18 protein-coding genes are annotated in these 18,955 nt (G+C 59.0%); 5 read left to right on the top strand and 13 right to left on the bottom strand.

The annotated features are described in order from the left end of the window. Window positions 1-223: 223 nt before the first annotated feature. The 7 genes from H7C18_RS30030 to H7C18_RS29995 all read right to left on the bottom strand — a co-directional run bounded on the left by H7C18_RS30030 (window position 224) and on the right by H7C18_RS29995 (window position 6,817). Window positions 224-874 carry a DapH/DapD/GlmU-related protein gene (locus tag H7C18_RS30030; RefSeq protein ID WP_185132806.1) on the bottom strand — a complete coding sequence of 217 codons (651 nt, stop codon included), beginning with the start codon at window positions 872-874 and terminating at the stop codon, window positions 224-226. Next, a complete protein-coding gene (locus tag H7C18_RS30025) occupies window positions 871-1,749 on the bottom strand; it encodes a PHP domain-containing protein (protein WP_185132805.1) in 879 nt (292 codons plus the stop codon). The genes H7C18_RS30030 and H7C18_RS30025 overlap by 4 nt, the downstream gene beginning before the upstream one ends. A gap of 198 nt (window positions 1,750-1,947) precedes the next feature. Beyond that, window positions 1,948-3,630, bottom strand: a complete 1,683-nt coding sequence (locus tag H7C18_RS30020; RefSeq protein WP_185132804.1) for a glycoside hydrolase family 13 protein — start codon at window positions 3,628-3,630, stop codon at window positions 1,948-1,950. Window positions 3,631-3,779: 149 nt separating this feature from the next. Beyond that, on the bottom strand, window positions 3,780-4,184 hold the full coding sequence (locus H7C18_RS30015; RefSeq protein ID WP_185132803.1) for a VOC family protein: 405 nt from the start codon (window positions 4,182-4,184) through the stop codon (window positions 3,780-3,782). A 119-nt stretch (window positions 4,185-4,303) separates the two neighbouring features. Beyond that, window positions 4,304-5,350, bottom strand: coding sequence for a GNAT family N-acetyltransferase (locus tag H7C18_RS34880; RefSeq protein ID WP_202887635.1), 1,047 nt, complete (start codon window positions 5,348-5,350; stop codon window positions 4,304-4,306). Between the two features lies 1 nt (window position 5,351). Further along, complete coding sequence (locus tag H7C18_RS30000) at window positions 5,352-5,987, bottom strand: histidine phosphatase family protein (protein ID WP_185132802.1); 636 nt, start codon at window positions 5,985-5,987, stop codon at window positions 5,352-5,354. Next, complete coding sequence (locus H7C18_RS29995) at window positions 5,984-6,817, bottom strand: AraC family transcriptional regulator (RefSeq protein ID WP_185132801.1); 834 nt, start codon at window positions 6,815-6,817, stop codon at window positions 5,984-5,986. Before H7C18_RS29995 ends, H7C18_RS30000 begins: the two co-directional genes overlap by 4 nt. Window positions 6,818-6,951: 134 nt before the next feature. On the opposite strand from H7C18_RS29995, the gene H7C18_RS29990 reads away from it, so the two are divergent. Continuing rightward, window positions 6,952-7,803 (top strand): phytanoyl-CoA dioxygenase family protein, encoded by an 852-nt coding sequence (locus tag H7C18_RS29990; protein WP_185132800.1) that lies wholly within the window; start codon window positions 6,952-6,954, stop codon window positions 7,801-7,803. Window positions 7,804-7,845: 42 nt separating this feature from the next. Here the strand turns inward: H7C18_RS29990 and H7C18_RS29985 are convergent, their stop codons facing one another. The 3 genes from H7C18_RS29985 to H7C18_RS29975 are packed head-to-tail and all read right to left on the bottom strand — an operon-like array spanning window position 7,846 to window position 10,357. After that, entirely contained in the window at window positions 7,846-8,814 is a 969-nt protein-coding gene (locus H7C18_RS29985) for a class I SAM-dependent methyltransferase (RefSeq protein WP_185132799.1), read from the bottom strand. A gap of 20 nt (window positions 8,815-8,834) precedes the next feature. Beyond that, a complete protein-coding gene (locus tag H7C18_RS29980) occupies window positions 8,835-9,695 on the bottom strand; it encodes a phosphotransferase family protein (RefSeq protein WP_185132798.1) in 861 nt (286 codons plus the stop codon). Continuing rightward, the gene (locus H7C18_RS29975) at window positions 9,692-10,357 is read right to left on the bottom strand and encodes an HAD family hydrolase (RefSeq protein ID WP_238358062.1); all 666 of its coding nucleotides are present in this window, start codon (window positions 10,355-10,357) and stop codon (window positions 9,692-9,694) included. Before H7C18_RS29975 ends, H7C18_RS29980 begins: the two co-directional genes overlap by 4 nt. 226 nt (window positions 10,358-10,583) lie before the next feature. On the opposite strand from H7C18_RS29975, the gene H7C18_RS29970 reads away from it, so the two are divergent. Together H7C18_RS29970 and H7C18_RS29965 are read left to right on the top strand one after the other, a co-directional pair. Further along, window positions 10,584-10,928, top strand: a complete 345-nt coding sequence (locus H7C18_RS29970) for a transposase (RefSeq protein ID WP_185132797.1) — start codon at window positions 10,584-10,586, stop codon at window positions 10,926-10,928. A gap of 5 nt (window positions 10,929-10,933) precedes the next feature. After that, window positions 10,934-11,854: an IS3 family transposase gene (locus tag H7C18_RS29965; protein WP_185132796.1), complete on the top strand. Its 921-nt coding sequence runs from the start codon at window positions 10,934-10,936 to the stop codon at window positions 11,852-11,854. Window positions 11,855-12,116: 262 nt separating this feature from the next. Here the strand turns inward: H7C18_RS29965 and H7C18_RS29960 are convergent, their stop codons facing one another. From H7C18_RS29960 to H7C18_RS29950, 3 genes are all read right to left on the bottom strand, one after another. Beyond that, entirely contained in the window at window positions 12,117-12,950 is an 834-nt protein-coding gene (locus tag H7C18_RS29960) for a carbohydrate ABC transporter permease (RefSeq protein ID WP_238358061.1), read from the bottom strand. 19 nt (window positions 12,951-12,969) lie between these two features. Then, window positions 12,970-13,866, bottom strand: a complete 897-nt coding sequence (locus tag H7C18_RS29955; RefSeq protein ID WP_185132795.1) for an ABC transporter permease subunit — start codon at window positions 13,864-13,866, stop codon at window positions 12,970-12,972. Window positions 13,867-14,104: 238 nt separating this feature from the next. Further along, window positions 14,105-15,445, bottom strand: coding sequence for an ABC transporter substrate-binding protein (locus H7C18_RS29950; protein ID WP_185132794.1), 1,341 nt, complete (start codon window positions 15,443-15,445; stop codon window positions 14,105-14,107). Window positions 15,446-15,699: 254 nt separating this feature from the next. Here H7C18_RS29950 and H7C18_RS29945 point away from each other — a divergent pair, with 254 nt between their 5' ends. Further along, window positions 15,700-17,451, top strand: coding sequence for a cache domain-containing sensor histidine kinase (locus H7C18_RS29945; protein ID WP_337913927.1), 1,752 nt, complete (start codon window positions 15,700-15,702; stop codon window positions 17,449-17,451). Then, window positions 17,444-18,931, top strand: a complete 1,488-nt coding sequence (locus H7C18_RS29940; protein WP_185132793.1) for a helix-turn-helix domain-containing protein — start codon at window positions 17,444-17,446, stop codon at window positions 18,929-18,931. Before H7C18_RS29945 ends, H7C18_RS29940 begins: the two co-directional genes overlap by 8 nt. Window positions 18,932-18,955 lie beyond the last annotated feature (24 nt).

The raw sequence follows: 18,955 nt of genomic DNA, 5'->3' as shown, positions 1-18,955 counted from the left end.
ACTTCATGTTGCGGCCTGGTCCGTTGCTCGCCCTGTCTCTGACAGGTACTTCCGTCGATGCGCTTCTACGCACAGATTTCGCCATACGCAGGCATCCTAGCTACACGGGGACTTGGCCCCTCCCGTGACCGGACTTTCACCGGCTAGAGAATGCGTGCTTCGCTGGGCACGCGGGACAAAAAAACCGCTCCGGCGCTTTCCGAAGCGGCTTGACGAAACCTAACTAGACGGCGGACGAAGCGTACTTTCGAATAAAAGCTTCCGGTTCGGCGTTGAGCTCGTCGAAGCGCTCTTCCAGCAGCTCTCTCGGCCAATCCCACCAGGCGATCTCCAGCAGCTTCCCGGCGATCTCCTCCGGGAACCGCCTCCGGATCGGCTTGGCCGGCACCCCCGCCACGATCGTGTAAGGCGGCACGTCCTTGGTGACGACCGCGCCGGAGCCGACGACCGATCCCGTACCGATGGAGACGCCCGGCATCACCGTAACGCCGTGGCCGATCCACACATCGTGGCCGATGACGACGCGATGGGCCCGGCGCCAATCGAAAAAGTCTTTGTCGTCCGACTCGGCGAACCGGTAGTTGGCCCTGCGGTAGGTCGAGTGGTGCTGGGTGACCCGCCACATCGGATGATTGCCGGGATTGATGCAGGCGTGCGAAGCGATCGAACAAAACTTGCCGATATCCGCATAGTGGATCTGCACTTGATCCACGCAATAGCTGTAGTCGCCGAACGTGCATTCGAGCAGGCGGCTGCCGGCCCCGATCGCCGTCCACTCCCCGACGTAGCTGTCGATAATCCGCGCCGACTCATGAAGGGTAGGCTCCTCCGACAGCGGCTTGCCTTTCGGCGGCTCTTGGTGAATGTGCTTCATCGCGCCACTCCTCCTCGCAAGGCGGCCTCGGCCTTCAGGGACTCCAAGCGGCCAAGATCGACGCCGCAGTCCCCCGGCAGGCATTCCGGATCGCCGTAGAAGCCGTGGTAATCCGCGCCGCCGGTGACGAACAGACCGAAACGATCGGCCATGTCCAGCGCCAGCGCGACATGCTCTTCCAGGTGCGACGGATGATAAGCCTCGATGCCTCTTAAGCCCGCCTCCGCCCACTCTTCCACGGCCTCGAAATTGCCGAGCTGTCCGGGATGGGCCAAGATCGGCACGCCCCCCGCCTTGGCGACGGCTTCGATCGCGTCGAACGCGTCGACGTACGTCATCGGCAAGTGAGCGATTCCCGGCTCGCCGCCTTCTCCCCGCGAGAAAAGCTCTCGGTAAAGCGGACTGTAAATGGCGTCGCAGTACCCTTCGTCCATCAATGCATGCATAATGTGCTGTTTGTAAACGCCGGTTCCGCCGGCGGCATAAGCTTGCACCTGCGGCCAGGACAGACGATAGCCCGCTTCGATCAAACGATCGACCATTTTCCGGGACAGCCGATCCCGCAATTCGACGGTAGGCCGGCACAGCTCCTCCAGCGCGGCATGCCCCGGCTCGACGAACAAGCCCAGCACATGGGCGCGGCGTTTGCGGCGGAAATCATAAGCCGAAATTTCGATGCCGGGCACGATCTCGATGCCGATCTCCCCGCCCAACCGGGCGGCTTCCGCCAGCCCGGCCGTCGTATCGTGGTCGGTGACCGCCAGATGCGTCACTCCGTTGCCGCGGGCGATCCGGAGCACCTCTTCGATCGATTTGTCGTTGTCGGACATTCGGGTATGGCAGTGCAGATCCACCGCGAAAGTTCGTTTGCTCATCTCATCCCCTCATCTGAACCCTAAGCTTCGATAATCGGGCTCGAGTGTACCGTAACTTGTCAACATCAGAGGCATGTCAGCGAAAGATTAAAATCGATCAAATTTCGCGGCCGTTTGTTGGAGAACGGACCGATCGGAGTCCATGAAAAAAATCGCAGAAGCGGCGAATCACGCTCGCATCGTGCGATTTTTTTCGATCTATGCAAGTTTTAACACCAACGCCTCGTAAGGCCGAAGCCGCACGTCTTCCCGCCGCGCGGCATCCGAATCCGGGTAGTTGCAGACGATCGGCTCTAGCTCCCCTCCCGCCGGCAGCTCCGGCGGAAGCTTCGCCGACGCGGCGCCGTCCGAGAAGTTGAGCAGCACGAGCCACGTCTCGCCCTGCCACGAACGGGTGTAGGCGTAAATTTGCTCATGCTCCTCCAGGAGGATCCGGTAGTCGCCGTAGATCAGAATCGGGTGCTGCTTGCGCAGGGCGATCAGCGTCCGGTAATAATGAAAGATCGAATCGGGGTCCCGCAGCGCCTCTTCCGCGTTGATCTCCGGATAATTCGGATTCACGGGAAGCCACGGCCGCCCCGTCGTGAATCCGGCCTGCGGGCCCGCGTCCCACTGCATCGGCGTCCGCGCGTTGTCCCGCCCTTTGGCGTAGATAGCTTCCATCGCCCGCTCGTGCGTCCAGCCCCACTGCCCGGTCGCATCGCGATAGAAGTTGAGCGTCTCGATGTCCCGGTAATCCTCCAGCTTGGGGAGCCGGATGTTCGTCATGCCGATCTCTTCGCCCTGATAAATATACGGCGTTCCCTGCTGCGTATGAAGGAAAGTGGCGAGCAGCTTGGCCGACTCCTTGCGGTAAACCGTATCGTTCCCGAACCGGGACACCATGCGCGGCTGGTCGTGATTGTTCAGATACAGGCTGTTCCAGCCCCGGCCGTTCAACCCGTTCTGCCACTTGCCCGTCACCGCCTTCAGATCCGCAAGCTTCCACGGCTTCACGTTCCATTTGCCGCCTTCGCCGGAATCGATGTCCATCGTCTCGAATTGGAACACCATGTTGACTTCCTTGTTCGCCGGATCGGTGTAGGCGGCAGCCTGCTCCGGCGTCACGCCCGGCATCTCGCCGACTGTCATCGCGTCGTACCGCGACAGAACCTGCTCGTTCATCTCCTTCAGGTACTCCTCCAGGCGCGGACCGCACAGGAAGAAGTCTCCGCCCCAAGCATAGCGGTCCTCGCCCGCGCTCGGCAGGCCGTCCGCCTTGGAGATGCAGTTGATGACGTCCATCCGGAAGCCGTCTATCCCTTTGTCCAGCCAGAACTTCATCATGTCGTACACTTCCCGGCGCAGCTTCGGGTTGTCCCAATTGAGATCTGGCTGCTTCTTCGAGAACAGATGAAGGTAGAACTCGTCCGTCGCCTCGTCGTACTGCCAGGCGGAGCCGCCGAAGAAGGAGGTCCAGTTGTTCGGCTCCCTCCCGTCCGGCTTGCCGGGCCGCCAAATATAATAATCGCGGTACGGATTGTCCTTCGACTTCCGCGACTCCCCGAACCACCGATGCTCGTCGGAGGAATGGTTGACGACGAGGTCCATGACCAGCTTGATGCCCCGCACGTGCAGGCCCGCCAGCAGCTCCTCCCAGTCGGCCATCGTGCCGAATTGTTCCATGATCGCTTCGTAATCGCTGATATCGTAGCCGTTATCGTCGTTCGGCGACTCGTATACGGGGCTCAGCCAGACAATCCCGACGCCGAGCGTCCGCAAGTAATCGAGACGGCCGATGATCCCGCGAAGATCGCCGACTCCGTCTCCGTTGCTGTCCTGGAAGCTGCGCGGGTAAATTTGGTAGACGACGTTTTCCTGCCAGAAAGCTCCGGTTCGCATTCGTTGGCCCCCCGATTCGTTTCCCCTAATCATAGGGGAGCAAACCGCGTTTCTCAACGGACCTTTGTTCCGCAATAAAACGAAAAAAAGGGCGTTGACTTCATCGCCCTTTTCGTGCATATCCTTCGACAGTTCGGCAGCTTGGCTCGTTATTGCTTGGTGATTTTCCAATAGATTCCGAATTTGTCCTCCACTTCGCCATAATGCCCTCCCCAAGGCTGCAGCTCGAACGGATAAACGTCCCTTCCGCCTTCGCCCAGGTTCGCATAAGCTTCCCGCGCCGCGGCTTCGCTCGGGAAGGTCAGCGACAAGGTGAGGCTGCCTCGGCCTCCTTTGCCCTCCGTCGGGACGAACTCGTCGGACAGGAACAAGGCGTTCTCCCCGGCTATGCCGATGGCCATATGCATCACCTTGTCCTTCATCGCTTCCGGTACTCCCGGTACCTGACCGTGCGTCATGAGGAATCGCACTTCCCCTCCGAGCGCGTGCATATAAAATTCGGCCTGGGCGCGAGCGTCCTTCGATTCGATATACGGTGTCAATTGTGCTGCCATTCGTCAACATCCTCTCTCCGATTGGGTTGGGCCGATGATTCGCAAAGTGCGGTTTTTTGCGGCCTTTACCTATACGACGAACAGGATCCGACCGAATCGACAGCATCGTCCAAATCATTTTAAAAAGTTTTTTCCTCCAACGTATCGAACAATTCCAGGTCCGCCCCGCCCCAATTCGAGATTTCCAGATGCCACGCTCTCGGGTTCCGGACGAGACCTTGCTTCTCGATCCAACCGTGCAGATTTTCGTAAGTGTTGCCGACCTCTTCCGCGGATCCCCGATGGGGAACCGCCGCATACTTCTGGGCCGGCACCGTCAAAGCGACCATTCCTTCGGGAACTTTCCCGACGGCGTTCACTTCGACGCAGGCCCAATAGCCGTCTTCCTCGTCCGAATAGTCTCCCGCGACGTACGCTCCGATCTGTCTGGACGGTTCAACCGGTTCGCCGATCTCGTGCAGCCGCGACTTTAACGTCGCAAAGGCTTCGGGGATTCGCCGGACGTACTCTTCTCCGGAACACCGGATTCGGATGCCCACCAGCTTCATCTCCGGAAGTTCGACCGTTCTCGTCTCGTTCTCCTCCTCGTCTTGAATAATCCCTTTCTCCCGCAAGATCGGTTCCGCCAAGCCGTATTCGTTCTTGTAGCCCCCGAAGCTTTCCGACTTTGCGATGCGGAAGCCGGCCTGCAGGTAAAGCCCGATCGCCCGGTGGCTCCACGTTTGGGTATGCAGCCAGATGTCGCGGCCGGGGTCGGTCCCGCCGAACAGTTCCAGGCACTTACCGATAAGAGCGCGTCCAAGCCCGCGTCCCTGATGCCCGGGATGCACCGCCAGCCAATGAAGCGAAGGGCCGCTCGTTCCGTCGGTATCGTTCCGCCATGCCGTTACGGTAGCGACGGGGCAGCCGCCGGAATCGAGCGCGAAGACGAGACGCCGGGCCAGCTCTTCCCGATGCGGCATATACTCCTTCTGAAAATAAAGCAGAGCGTCCGCCTCCGAATCGAACTCCCCGACGGATGCTTCGATTCGCGCCCAATCCGCTTCCTTTCCTTCCGAATAGAAAGCGAAGGAATAACCGGCGGGAAGCTCCGGCCGCGGCGGGACGGGCAGCTCCGCGCTTCGCTTCATCACGACGTTATAATAAGGAACGGATTGGTCCAGCATCTCAGCTCTCCTCCGCTTCCTCCCGGTAGTGGCGGATATCCCCGTGCAAGACGATTTCGCTCTGCCGCCCGGCAACCTCGATTTTGCACAAGCAAGCGGGATGGATGTAGGGCGGTTTCCAAAGATCCTGCAAGGACCGTCCTTCGAAATGGGCCATCAGCAGCTTCACGACGACTGTATGGGTGACGATCAAAACGGTTTGGCCCGGATGCTCGCTTAGAATCCGCTCTAATTGGCCGATCGACCGGGCAGCCGTTTCGTCAAACGTTTCGCTTCCTTCCACCCGAAATTCGCTCGGATCGTCCCAGAAATGCCGGAAAGCGCCGGGATCCGCTCTCTCGGCTTCCTCCTGCCGCATGCCTTCCCACACGCCGAGGTTGATCTCCTTGAGCTCGTCCGCTTCCCGCACGGCGAGGGCGCGGTCCCCCTTGACGATGTCCGCCGTCCTACGGGCTCGCGGGCTGGAACTTGAGTAAACGGCATCGATCCGCTCATCCCGCAGAGCGTCGGCCAGCCAGGTTGCCTGCTTCACTCCCATGTCGGTGAGAGGAGAATCTTGATGGCCTTGAAACCGTCGTTCGATGTTCCACTCCGTCTGTCCGTGCCTGACCAGGTAAACGGTCGTTGTCGCGTTCATTCGATAACCCCTCCCAAATGCGGCGGCAAGCTCTGCCGATAAGCGCGCGGGCTGACCCCGTAGCGCTGCTTGAACAACTTGGAGAAATGGAATTCGTCGTAAAAATGCAAAGCGGCGGCGATCTCCTTCACGGATGAGTCAGTCGTCTCCAGCGTTGCTTTGGCGGAGGCCAGCTTCAGCTCCAGCATGTATCGGCTAGGAGACATGCCGGTACGGGAACGGAAGCGCGCGAAGAAGACGGTGCGGGACAGCCCGCTCTGCCGCACGAGCTCGTCGACCGGCAGCGGCCGGCCGATGTTCCGGTGCATCCGGAACAAAACGTCGTCCAGCTCGGGATGCCGGTTCCGGCCGGCCGACGCCCGCTCTTCGCCAAACAGCAGAAACAGTTCTTGCGCGTACAGCTGCGCGGCCATTCCGTAGCCGGCCGGATGAACGATCAGACTGTCGATCAGCCGCTTGCACAGCCGGACGGCTTCCGGCATCTGGGCGGTCGCGGCCGGACGCCCCACGGTCAGCTCCAGTTGAAGCGCAATGTCCAGCGAATCGAACTGGATGAAGAAAAACTTCCAATCCCCGCCCTCGCAGCGATAGGAACACGGAAGGCCGGCAGGTACGATCATATAGGTGCCGGCACCGAGTTCATCGCGCCGGTCCGGGTGGGTGAACGTTCCCCGCCCCTCGTACGTGACAAAGATCCCGGCGGACGGGAAGCCGCGGGGCTGAACGGCTTGGTACGTATCGTTCGCCTGCACCTTCCAGATCGATTGGAAGCGAAACGCAGGAACCGGCACGGAATCGTCCAGCGCGTACGGAATATTCATGTAAACCATGAGCGGCATTCGCTCCCCGATCCTCAAAGAATCTTTCAGTACGATTATACATGTTTTCGCAACGGCCCTCCATGGCCTGCCGCGAATTCGTCTCTTACAATAAAGCTACCGATTCGAAAAGGAGAGATGACCGAATGCTTGTGAAGGTGGGAAGCCGGGAGTTGGAGCTGGGGGGACCGCATCTGACGGAACTGCGGGATTCGAACGATATTTTGAATGATTTTGACGCGCTGAGGCAGCGAATCTCCGAGGACGGCTATTTGCTGCTGCGCGGTTTTCACGGCCGGGAGCAGGTGATGCGGGCCCGGCACGCCGTTCTCCGGAAGATGGACAAATTGGGCAAGCTGGACCGCGACACGCTGCTGGAGGAAGGATACATGGCGGACGGGAGCAAGTCGCTGTTCATGGGCGGCACGAACGAGGACCTGCCGGAGCTGCTCGACGTGCTGAACGGGGAGCATGTCATGGGCTTCTTCGACCGGCTGCTCGGCGAGCAATCGCTGACCTATCATTACAAGTGGCTGCGCGCGGTCGGCAGGGGCGACTATACGGGCGCCCATTACGACATCGTGTACATGGGGCGCGGCACTCACAACTTGTACACCGTCTGGTCTCCGCTCGGCGACGTCGACTACGCGATGGGCGGGCTTGCGATCTGCCTCGGCTCGCACCGCTTCGAGGATCTGAAGAAGTCCTACGGCTCCAAGGATTCGGACCGCGACGGCATCGGCCACTACACCGACGATCCGCTCGTCATTACGAACAAGTACGGCGGCAAGTGGGCGACGACGGAATTCAAGGCGGGAGACGTGCTCATCTTCGGCATGTTCCTCATGCACTGCTCGCTGGAGAACACGACGAACCAATATCGGCTCAGCGTGGACACTCGCTACCAGTCGTCGCTGGAGAAGATCGACGAGCGCTGGAGCGGCAAAAAGCCGCGCGGCCATTTCAAAGATGCCGCCTCGGCTGCGGGTTCCAACTAAACGGAAGAACGCCGGACGCCGGTCGGGGGCCGGAGGCTGCCGCTACCGTTCCGCCTCCTCCGGATCGATCCTCAGCTGGCCGGACGCCTGCCGTTCCCTGCCGACGATGGCGGGAACCGGTTCGCCGGAGGCTCTTCCGCTCACCGTGCCGAACGTAATCTTCATCTGAGGAGCATAGACAAACGCGGAATCGCTTCCGAATTCCTCGGCGGCCCGCCGCTCCGCCTCGTATTGGGCGGACGCTTCCTCCGGCGTCAGCCCTCTGGCGGCGAGACGGCTTATGATGTCGTCGCGGTCGCCGGGCGGCTGTCCGACGCCTTCTTCGCGCAGCGATTGATACAGCAATTCCTTCGCCCGCAGGTCCATGTCCGGATCCAGGAAGTTCACCTTGTCGCTCGCCCGGCACTCCACTTGCGCGAGACCCAATCGGCTCATCAGGATCGGCAGGCGGATGCCGACATTGCCGTTTTTCCCGCTTCGCTTGGCATCTTCCTCGTACAGCTTCTGCAAAGCCCCGAGCCGAACGATCCGCGAAGCATCGACGCCGTCCAGCTCCCAGCCCGCCATTCCCGCGATCCAGTGCGGCTCGAACGCGATCACTCTGCCGCCGTCCGCCACGCTGCCGATCATTTTCCCCAGCATCCGCTCCGGCTCGGCCATATGCAGCAGGAATGCGTGGCATACCGCCAGATCGAACCGGCGCTCTACTTCGATCTCCAGCAGATCGGCTTCGATAAACTCGCTCGCGTAAGGAAGGCGGCCGAACGTCTCTCTCGCCGTTGCGATCAGATCATGCCCTTTGTCGATGCCGGTATACGTCGAGCCCTCGGGAAGAAGCGGCAGCAGCTTCAACCCGAGAAAACCGTATCCGCAGCCGAAATCGACGACGCGCACGGGCTTGTCGAGCTTCCACACTCCCCGCACGAGAAAATCCAGGTAATCGTCGTTGTAATACAGCCGGCGGGTATTCCTCAAATAATCGATTCGCCGGTCCCAATCGTCGTTCGGCATCCGTGCTCGCTCCTCTCCTTTTATAGCAGGCTCTCGTCGAGATGGACGTTTTCTTTCAGCAGCTTCCGGACCTTGCCGAGCGTATCTTTGCCTTTGGGCAAATGCGCGACCCGATTGAGCAGCAGCCAGCGAAGGCAGGCGATCGCTTCGAACCGTTCAAGCTCCTCGGAGGAATACGGTGAGCCGGCCAGGAAAGCGTTGCGATAGACGGAGCCGTTCCGCTCCCCCGCGTATATCCTCATCAATACGACGGACCAGGCGATATCGTACCTTGGGTCTCCCAACTGGCCATTGGTCCAGTCGATGATGGCGAGCCGGTCTCCGTCTTCCAGAACGTTTCCGAGATTGTAATCGCCGTGAATGAGGCAGGTCGGCTGCGGGTCCGCTTGGTCCACGAGCTTCGCCAGTTGATCTCGAAGATCCGGGTGATCGTCGATAGCGGGAAAAAAATAGCCGATGAAGGGAAAATTCCGTACCGTACCCTCGCCGAGGTCATTCAGAGGAAGCCGATGGACGTCCAGGAGCATGTTCGCCAATTGGAGCAGCTTGGAGCGATTCAGCTTGCGGATCGGCGTTCCGCCGTAACGGGTCAGCAGCGCCGAATGGCCGTCCGGATCCGTTCCCCATCCTATCGGCTCGGAAACCGCCAGCCCTTTCCCCGATAAAATCTTGAGCAGCTTATACTGGGCCTGTATATGGGGCTTGGAATCCCGGTTCCATATCTTGAGCACGAACTTCGAACCGTTCCTATCGATTCCGATCACTTCCGCTTCCAAACCGGACGTTAACGGAAAGACGCCGACCGGACCGTTCCCTTCGAGCCAGGGGATGACATCCTTATCCGTGTCTGCCCAACGGATGCTTCGAAGCGGATTGTTCATAGCACCTCCAGCAATTCCGCCAACCGGCGGATCGAACGGAGCGGCCGGGCCGAGAGCCCTTCCCGCCAAGGCTGGTTCACCTGAAGCCAGATCGTTCGCATGCCGGCTCGATGCGCCCCTTCGATGTCGTTCGCCGGATGGTCGCCGACGAAGACGCACTCCTCCGGCCGCACGCCCAACCGATCGGTTGCCATGGCGAAGATTCGCGGGTCCGGCTTCTTGACGCCGGCCTCTTCCGACACGAGAATGACGTCGAAATCCTCTCGAATGCCCAGCCGGTCGATCTTTCCGTGCTGAACCTCGGTTCCTCCGTTGGTGACGAGTCCGGTCTTGTACTTCCCCCGCACGTGACGAAGCACGTCTTGCGCCCGCTCCATCGGCACGGCGCTGTTCACGTATTCCTTCTTATAGAAGTCCATCAACTCTTCCAATCCCGGCGTCCGCTCCCAGGCCAGCTCTTCGATCAATTCGGCGAACAGCTCCCGCTTGTCCCTATACCCGTCCCGGTCCAGCTCCGCCATTCGGGCCGCGAGCTCTTGGGCGCCATCCGAATGCCGGAAATAAGTCTGCAAAAATACGTCTACGAACCGGCGAAAAGCGGCGGTGCGATCGAGCACGGTGTTGTCGAGGTCGAACAGCACGGCTTTGAGCGGCGGCATCATGCGAGGTTCCTCCCCAGTCTTTTCCTCCTAGCATATCACAGCGACTGCAGCCGGATAAGGGTTCTAGTTTCGGCGGCGCTGCTCCTGTTCGGTTCGGATGGCTGAAGGGGGGGATATCCGGATGCCTCACTCAGCCAGCAAAACTGCAAAAGCCCTAAGGCCCCCTAATTCTCTTGGACACTGTAAGCCTCAAAAAGTACACTAAAAAGTGTGGAGGAATTTGTCCATGAGAGTGAAAAGTCGTCACCGTAAGGTTCCGGAGAAGAAGCAACTGGTGGAGCGCGTGTTGGACGGTTACCGGATCGAATACGTCGCTCGTACAGAAGGATTGCATCCGGAGACGCTACGTGAATGGGTGCGACAATTTAGGGACGAGGTGGAATCGGATATGGCCAAAAGAAAACCTGAGCAATCTGCCCAATCGCCTGAGAATGTTCTGGCGCAGCCTAACGACATTGAGAAAAAATACACCGAAGCCATGAAGCTGCTGGGTGAGAAAGAACTGGAGATCGCCATTCTCCGGGACCTGCTAAAAAAAACGAACCCAACAGTGCTGAAAGACTTGAAGTAGCCTGTGTGTGGATCGCTCGTCGCTATCCCGTTCGTACCGTGCTGCGAATCTGCGGCGTTCCGAGATCCACCTACTACTACAGTCTGAGTCACCCTAAGAAAAGTAGGTCAGGAGGCAGTAGGCCCATTCCAGGCTTCTCCATGCACCGAGACGGGCACAAGGTAAGCGACGGTAAAATCAAGGGTTATATCCGCCGTCTTCTTCAGGGAGAAGCCTCTGCCTACGGTTATCGCAAGCTTACAACCTGCCTGCGGCGAACCTACGGCCTGATCATTAATAAGAAGAAGGTCTACCGCCTTTGCAAGGAACTGAACCTGCTGCGACCGCAACGGGACGTTCGCAATCGCGTTCCCCGAATCCTGGCCAATAACCGTGAAGTTACCGGTCCCAACCAGCTCTGGCAAGTAGACATCAAGTATGGCTACATCGCAGGAACACGTCGGCATTTCTTTTTGGCTAGTGCCATTGACGTGTACGACAGAGCCATTGTCGGCCATTACATCGGCAAGGTGTGTAAGACCGAAAACATTACGCAGATGCTGAACCAGGCTATGCTAAAGCGTGAGGTATTCGCCGAGCAGCACCAACTGGTCATTCGAACGGACAACGGTCCCCAGTTTTGCAGCAAAGCGTTCCATACGTTCTGCACCACGTTAAACGAAACGAAGCCAATCCAGCACGAACGCATTCCGGTATGCGCACCCAACAAGAACGCGTACATCGAATCGTTCCACAGCGTGTTAGAGCGAGAATGCTACCAGCGCCACGTATTTGAGACATTCGAGCAAGCCGCACTGACGGTAAATCGCTACATCAGCTTTTACAATGAGCGCAGATATCACGGCAGTCTTCAAGATTTTTCCCCGTCCGAGTATTTGAAGAAATACCGTAATGGGGAGATCGAGGCCCGAAAAATCGCGCTTTGATAAGAATACCCCTGACTTAGCTGCGGAGTGTCCAAAATTAGGGGGTTGGACCGAAAGTGCAGGAATTCGCAGCGATTTCGCCGTTCATTTAAAAAAAGCCTGCAAATGTGCAGGCTTTCTCACCTTTTCTCCGCCCGAGGCCGCGATCCCCGCTAAATAACTGCATTTTTGCAGGCTTCGTGCGTTCGTCGTTAGATTTGAGAACAAATTCCTGCAGATTTGCAGGCTTTGATCGATTATCGGCATGCGGCGCTCGCCGAGTTCACCCCTTCACGCCCGTCATCGCGATGCCTTCGATAAAATACCTCTGGGCGAAGAAGAACAGGACCAGCACCGGCAGGCTGACCAGCGTCGCCGCCGCCATCATGGAGCCCCAGTCCGCCGTTCCGTATTGGTTCTGGAACGAGCTGAGGCCGATCTGCACCGTGCGAAGCTCGTCGCTGTTCGTCACCACGAGCGGCCAGAAGAAGTTGTTCCAGGCGCCCATGAAGGTGAAGATGCCCAGCGTCGCCACCGCCGGATACAGCAGCGGCGAGACGATAGAACGAAGAATTTTCAGATGCCCGGCCCCGTCGATCAGTCCCGATTCGATGATCTCCGTCGGAATGCCGGCGATGAACTGCCGCATCAGGAAGCAGCCGAACGCGCTGGTCAGACCCGGGACGATCAGGCCCGCATAGGTGTCCACCCAATTCATTTTTGCCAGAATCATATAGACGGGGATGATCGTTACCTGCGAGGGGATCATCATCGTCCCGACATAAGCCAGAAAAAGCGAGTTGCGGCCTTTGAAGCTAAGCTTGGCGAACGCGTATCCGCTCGTGACCGATGACAGCAGAACGCCGAGCACGGTACACGCCGTATACAGAGCCGTATTCACGAAGTACCGTCCCCACGGAGCCATGTCCCAGGCATTCGCGAAATTTCCCCACTCCAGCGTGGAGGGGATCATCTTCGGCGGATAGGAGAACACGTCGGTCGGCGTTTTCAGCGACGTCGAGATCATCCAGTACAGCGGCAATACGGTAATCAGCACCATTAAAATTAGAAGCAAATAGACAAGCGACATTCCGAAACGTCTAGCCGTTAAGCTCAAGCTGCCACACCTCCCGCGGTCACTCTTCCGTCCTCTGATACATTCGCCACTGCCAGATGGTCAGCGCGAACAGCAGCAGGAACAGAATCACGCTGACGGCCGCCCCGCGCCCGATCTTGAAAAACTGGAAGGCATATTGATAAATATAGTAGGCGATCATATTCGTCGAATTGACCGGTCCGCCGTTGGTCAGAGAGTAGATCTCGCCGAACGTCTGGAACGCGCCGCTGACCGAGGTGATAAGAATGAAGAAGGTGGCCGGCCGAAGCCCCGGCACCGTAATGGACCAAAATTTCTGGACCGGATTCGCCCCGTCGATCTCCGCCGCCTCGTACAGCGAACGGGAGATTCCCTGCAGCGCAGCCAAGTAAATGACCATGATATAGCCGAAGCCTTTCCAGATCGCGAACACGATGACGGCGAGCATCGCCGTCTTGGTCGACATCAGCCACTGCACGGGATGCTCCGGCGACGTGATGCCCAGCTTCTCCAGCGTAAAGTTGAGCAAGCCGTAGCTCGGCTCGTAAATCCAACGCCACACTTGGGCGATGGCGATGATCGGAAGAATGGACGGCAGGAAGAAGGAAGCCCTCATCCAGGCGCGTCCCTTGATCCGGCCGTTCATCAGCGTGGCGACGAGCAAGCCGAACGCCATCGACAGCGGAACGGAACAGGCCGTGAACACGGCCGTCTGCCAAAGCGACTTGCCGAAGAGAGGATCCGCGAACGAGTCGGTATAGTTGGCGAACCCGAGGAAGCGGTTATGTCCCGAGAAGACGTCCACTTCCTGAAAGCTTAGGTAGATCGAATAATACAGGGCAAACAAGGTAAACACGGCCGTCCAGATCACATTCGGAGCGAGCAGCGTCCAAGCGACGACGGCGTCTTTGCCGAGCAGCCTGCGGATGGTCTTCACGTCTTGTCTTCACCTTCTCTCCCTTGCTTGCGAATAACTCAAAAGCGGGCTTATCTTCGAGTCGAACTCACGTATGGCGGGAGCCCCCGGATGGACGGGGAGCTTCCGAATCGGCGGGGAGACCCCGAGGAGTCCGGGAACTCCGGAGAGTCCGGGGACCCCGGATCGGCCGGGGCCTCCTCCCTCTTCAAACTGCCGAGTTCGGCTGCGGAGCTTCACGCCGCTTGGAGGCGGCCGGTCAGTTCACCCAGGTTTTGACGAGCGGCTTGCTCTCTTCGTAGGCTTTCTTCATCGCTTCTTCCGGCGTCTCTTTCTTCTGCAGCGCAGCTTCGACGTGGGAGGAGACAATGTCCGAGATTTCCGTATACGTCAGCAGGTTGTAAGGCCGGAGCTTGCCGAAAGCGTACGAGTCCATATGAATCTGCATCGTCGGGTTCGCGGCGACGAAATCCTTCCATTCCTGCAGCTCGGAGCTGGATTTGCGAATCGGGACCGAGCCGTAGCCGGCGGCGAATTTCGCCGTATTCTCCGGAGACGCCAGCCACATGAGGAAGTCCCATGCCGCCTTCTCCTTCTCCGGGGTCGTCTTGAAGATGAAGTTGTTCGTGCCGCCCAGGCTCGTCGCCTTGCCCGCAGGTCCTGCCGGCAGCGAAACGGCGCCGTAATCCAATCCTTTGATCGCGTTGTAGCCCGGAATCGACCAAGGGCCGTCGATCGTCATGGCGATCAGCCCGGTCTGGAAGCCGTTCTGCGGAGGCGCCAGGCTCGCCGCCTTATACTTGTTGATGAGATCGACCCACAGCTGCGTCGCCTGCACGCCGGCATCGCTGTTGAATCCGAGATCCGTTCCGTCCGCGTTCGCGTATTCGCCGCCCGCTTGCCAGAGGAAGCAGTCCCATTGGAAGTCGAGCGAGCCGCCCTTCGTCGTCGGAATCTGCAAGCCCCATTGCTTCTTCTTCGGATCCGTCAGCTTCTGGGCGTCGGCGACCATCTCGTCCCAGGTCGTCGGCGGCTGAAGCCCCGCGTCGGCGAACAGCTTCTTGTTGTAATAGAGCGCCAGGTTGTTCGTCTCGATCGGAACGCCGTAGGTGACGCCTCCGAACCGAACGTTTCCGTCCAGCAGGGAGTCAAGGAAATCCCCTTCGTTCCATTTGTCCGGATCTGCGGCAATGAAGTCGTCGAGCGGCTGAATGACATCCTTGAGCGGTCCCGCCCATTGCGGCCACATGAGCAGCCCGGCGTCGGGAAGCGCCTTCCCGGCGGCTGCGGCCGTCAGCTTCTGAACCATCGAATTCGTATCGACGTAGACCAGCTTCACTTCCACGTTGCTTTGGCTGGCGTTATAGTCCTTAACGAGACTTTCCAGGAATTTCGCTCCGTCGCCGCCGGCGCCGTGCCAGACCGTGATCGTCTGTTTCTTCGCGGAAGATTGGCCTGCGGATGCCCCTGCGTTCCCGGCCGACCCGGATGAAGCGGCGTTGCCGGAATTGCCGGAGCCCCCGCCGGAACATGCAGACAGCAGGGATAGAACCAATGCCGCCGACAACAGAACCGGCATGCTTTTGCGGACTTTTCTCATAACCGAACCCTCCGTTCATTGTGCCGATGAATCGACCGGCGCCTGCAGTACGCCCGTTCGATCATCCCTTGATTCCATTGCCGACATGTAATAGGCTAGTCATACGTCGGACGCTCGCCTTGTTGCAAAGGCTTTCACATCGGCTTGATTCCCATCATAAGCGCTAACCTTGTTCTCTCAAACCGACGGATTAAAGATCATAGGTGCAAAAACCTTATCTCTTGAAAACGCAGCCAAAACGACAGGAAAGCAAGGTGACCCGCTTGGCGATCCGTTTTTTCCGCCGCAAACGCCATATGTTCGGCCATCTTTATATCCGGACCATCATCTATATTTTTTGCTCCATTCTGGTCGTGACGATTCCGATGATGTACATGCTCTCCTCCTACTCGTACCAGGAAATTCAGAAGTATAATCTGGAGACGAGCAGTCTGATCAACAACAAGCTCGACTCTTTCTTCCATTCCGTCGAGGCGATCGAGACGACGTTCGCGACCGACACCGACTTCGTCATCCCGATCACGCTGTACTACAAGCTTCCGGATTACGCCGAAGGGAAATCGGCCTCCGCCTTCCGCGAGGCGAAGGATACGCTGAACAACATGGCGTTGTTCCAGACCGGGCTCGAGTTCATCGTCATCGGGAAAAACGGCCCCCTGTCCATCTTCTCGACGCCGGAGACGATCAACAACTCCTTCGCCCCTTCCCAAGCTTCCTGGTACGGCAAGGTAACGGCCGACCCGGGCGAGACGCATCTGCTCTTCGACAACGAGCGAGCCTACTACAAGTCGGCGGACCATGCCGTGTCGGTCATCAAGACGATTCTCGACGTGCAGACGGGGCAGCCGATCGCCTTCATCGTCTTCGACATCTCCTATTCCAGCCTGGCCGATATGGTGAGCGAGATGGAACCGTCCATTCCGCTCGAGATTCGCGATCCGACGGGGAAGCTGATCTTCTCCAACACGGAGGAGTACCCGAAAACCCCGGAATCCGCCAACCGGCTTATTCGGCAAAGCTCGGATTACACCGGCATTACGGTGAGCAGCTACGCCCAGAAACCGCTGTTCATCAGCCAGATCAACCGGATCGTCCTCATCTGCCTGGCCGTCATGGCGCTGTATCTTCTGCTCGTGTTCGTCTTTCTTTCGTTCTCGACCAAGCGGTTTACGAGGCCGATCTACAATCTGATGAAGGAGATGAAGCAGGTGGTCAAAGGGCGCTTCGAGACGTCGGCGACTTATCGCGGACAAGTCGTTGAATTCGACGACCTTTACACTTCGTTTAACCTGCTGGTTGCCGGAATGAACGACCTGATCCGCCAAAATTACGAGGCGAACCTGCTGAAGACCGAAGCGGAGCTCGATGCCCTGCAGCAGAAGATCAACCCGCACTTCCTGTACAACACGCTGGAGACGATCTCGAGCCAGGCGATCATCGACGGCTCTCCCGCCGCAAGCGTCATGTGCCAGAAGCTGGGCGCGCTGTTCGCCTACAGCCTGCAAGAAGACGATCTGGTTACGGTCGACCGCGAGATTCGCCAGTTGAAAGATTACTTGTTCATCGCGGAGAACGGCGCTTACTTCCAGGGCGTTCGGATCGAGTATGACATCGAGGAAGCGACGCTGAACCAGCTGATTCCGAAGATGACGCTTCAGCCGATCGTCGAGAACTGCTTCAAGCACGGCTTCCGCCGCGCTCCCGCGCCGCACCTCGTCCGGATCCGATCCTATCTGTCGGACGGTCAGGTCGCCCTCTCGATCGCCGACAACGGAAGCGGCCTGACCCCGGAGCAGCTCTCGCAGCTGAGGGAGGGTCTCGCCGCTTCGCCGCGCGGGCGAACCGGCAAGGGCGGCCGAATCGGTCTCAGCCATGTCAACCAAAGGTACAAGCTTTATTACGACGACGCGGACGTGCTGAAGATCGACTCGGCGCCCGGGGAAGGATTGACCGTTACGCTTAAATTGCCCGTACTCGCACCGGAAAGGAGCCGATTGCATGCTTAAAGTGATGATCGCGGACGACAATCCGATCATTTGCAAAGCGCTGGCCAGCCGCATCCCTTGGGAACCGCTCGGGCTCGAGCTCGCGGGCGTCTGCCATGACGGCAACGAGCTGCTGGCGGCCGCCTTGAAGGAGCGGCCCCATATCATCCTGACCGACATCCGGATGCCCGTCACGGACGGTCTTCAGCTGATCGAGCAGCTGCGGCATCGCGGGATTCCGGTTCAGATCGTCATTATCTCGGGATACAACGATTTTCTGTACCTGAAAAAAGCGATCGATTTCGACGTCGTCGCTTATCTGATGAAGCCGATTCAGGACGAGGAGCTGCGGGAGGCGCTGCGCAAGGCGGCCGAGCTGGTCGTCAAGCAGGAAGAGATCGAGCTGATCAGCCGCTCCGTTCATGAGCTGGAAGAGAGGGAAGCTCTCCGGCAGGTCAACCGGACCGTGGCCGGGTGGCTTCGCAGACCGGAGCTGCCGGCGGCGGCGCCCGACGGCCTGGAGCCGGTTCCCCATCCGTCCGGATGGCTGCTCTGTTCGCTGTCTCTGGACGAGAACTACCGTCTGCCGGTCCGGGACGACGATCGGCTATCGATGCTTCGGGGCATTCTCGAACGGGAAGGGATGCCCGGCATCCTGATCTGCCGGCCGGCCGATACGCTGCTGGCGGCTGCCGTCCCGGCCATCGCCGGCGAGACGGTCTCCCATGCGGCGGAGGTTCTGAAGCGGATTCTGGAACGGGAACGGGTTCCGTTCGGAGACATGGCCGCCGCCGAACCTTCGGCCGCGGAATCGATGCAGGCGGCATTTCTCCGCGCGCTCGAACGGCTGCACGGGAAGCTGTTCGGCGCCGAGTTCGCCGCCCATCCGCAGAACGGCGGACCGCTCTCTCCCGAACTGGAGACGCTGAGAATGCATTTGTCCATGGGGGACTTCCGCGGGGGATACCGATGGCTGGAAGAGAAACTGTCGCAGACGCTCGCCGATCCGGCCGCCCTCGCCCGCTTCAATTCGCTGATCCGCTCGGTCGTCGCGCTGTACGCCGAGTATGCGGCTCCGTTCCTGGAACTGCACGAGCAATTGGACGGCGTCGCGCTTCCGGCGCTGGCCTTCTCCGGCCGGGAACATTTCCTGAATTTATTCCGCAAGCTGTACGAATGGGAGGACAACGACGGCAAAGCGACGTCCATCATCGCTTATATCCGCTCCAACTTCACGCTGCCGCTCACGCTCGAAGAGATCGCGAAACGTTATCATTACAACGCGATTTATCTGGGCCAATTGATCAAACGGGAGACTGGCATGCCGTTCAGCCAATATCTCAGCAAGCTGAGGATCGAGCGGGCCGAGGAGATGCTCCGCAACAACGACGGCATCAAATTAGCCGACCTGGCGGCGCAGCTCGGCTTTTCCGACGTCAAATATTTTTCGAAGGTATTCAAAAAACGGACCGGGCTTTCGCCCAGCCAGTATTCCGGTTAAGCACGACGCCGGTTACGGCCGGGT

It is taken from the genome of Cohnella zeiphila, assembly GCF_014212055.1.
GTDB lineage: Bacteria > Bacillota > Bacilli > Paenibacillales > Paenibacillaceae > Cohnella > Cohnella zeiphila.
The sequence above is the reverse complement of the archived record's forward strand: the minus strand, read 5'-3'. Positions and strand labels throughout refer to the sequence as shown.

Excerpts from the sequence above, each read along its gene's own strand:
- H7C18_RS29980 (WP_185132798.1), bottom strand. The coding sequence starts at position 9,695 with ATGAACAATCCGCTTCGAAGCATCCGTTGGGCAGACACGGATAAGGAT.
- H7C18_RS29970 (WP_185132797.1), top strand. The coding sequence starts at position 10,584 with ATGAGAGTGAAAAGTCGTCACCGTAAGGTTCCGGAGAAGAAGCAACTG.
- H7C18_RS29975 (WP_238358062.1), bottom strand. The coding sequence starts at position 10,357 with ATGATGCCGCCGCTCAAAGCCGTGCTGTTCGACCTCGACAACACCGTG.
- H7C18_RS34880 (WP_202887635.1), bottom strand. The coding sequence starts at position 5,350 with ATGCTGGACCAATCCGTTCCTTATTATAACGTCGTGATGAAGCGAAGC.
- H7C18_RS29985 (WP_185132799.1), bottom strand. The coding sequence starts at position 8,814 with ATGCCGAACGACGATTGGGACCGGCGAATCGATTATTTGAGGAATACC.
- H7C18_RS29950 (WP_185132794.1), bottom strand. The coding sequence starts at position 15,445 with ATGAGAAAAGTCCGCAAAAGCATGCCGGTTCTGTTGTCGGCGGCATTG.
- H7C18_RS30030 (WP_185132806.1), bottom strand. The coding sequence starts at position 874 with ATGAAGCACATTCACCAAGAGCCGCCGAAAGGCAAGCCGCTGTCGGAG.
- H7C18_RS30025 (WP_185132805.1), bottom strand. The coding sequence starts at position 1,749 with ATGAGCAAACGAACTTTCGCGGTGGATCTGCACTGCCATACCCGAATG.
- H7C18_RS30000 (WP_185132802.1), bottom strand. The coding sequence starts at position 5,987 with ATGAACGCGACAACGACCGTTTACCTGGTCAGGCACGGACAGACGGAG.
- H7C18_RS29940 (WP_185132793.1), top strand. The coding sequence starts at position 17,444 with ATGCTTAAAGTGATGATCGCGGACGACAATCCGATCATTTGCAAAGCG.
- H7C18_RS30020 (WP_185132804.1), bottom strand. The coding sequence starts at position 3,630 with ATGCGAACCGGAGCTTTCTGGCAGGAAAACGTCGTCTACCAAATTTAC.
- H7C18_RS29990 (WP_185132800.1), top strand. The coding sequence starts at position 6,952 with ATGCTTGTGAAGGTGGGAAGCCGGGAGTTGGAGCTGGGGGGACCGCAT.
- H7C18_RS30015 (WP_185132803.1), bottom strand. The coding sequence starts at position 4,184 with ATGGCAGCACAATTGACACCGTATATCGAATCGAAGGACGCTCGCGCC.
- H7C18_RS29995 (WP_185132801.1), bottom strand. The coding sequence starts at position 6,817 with ATGGTTTACATGAATATTCCGTACGCGCTGGACGATTCCGTGCCGGTT.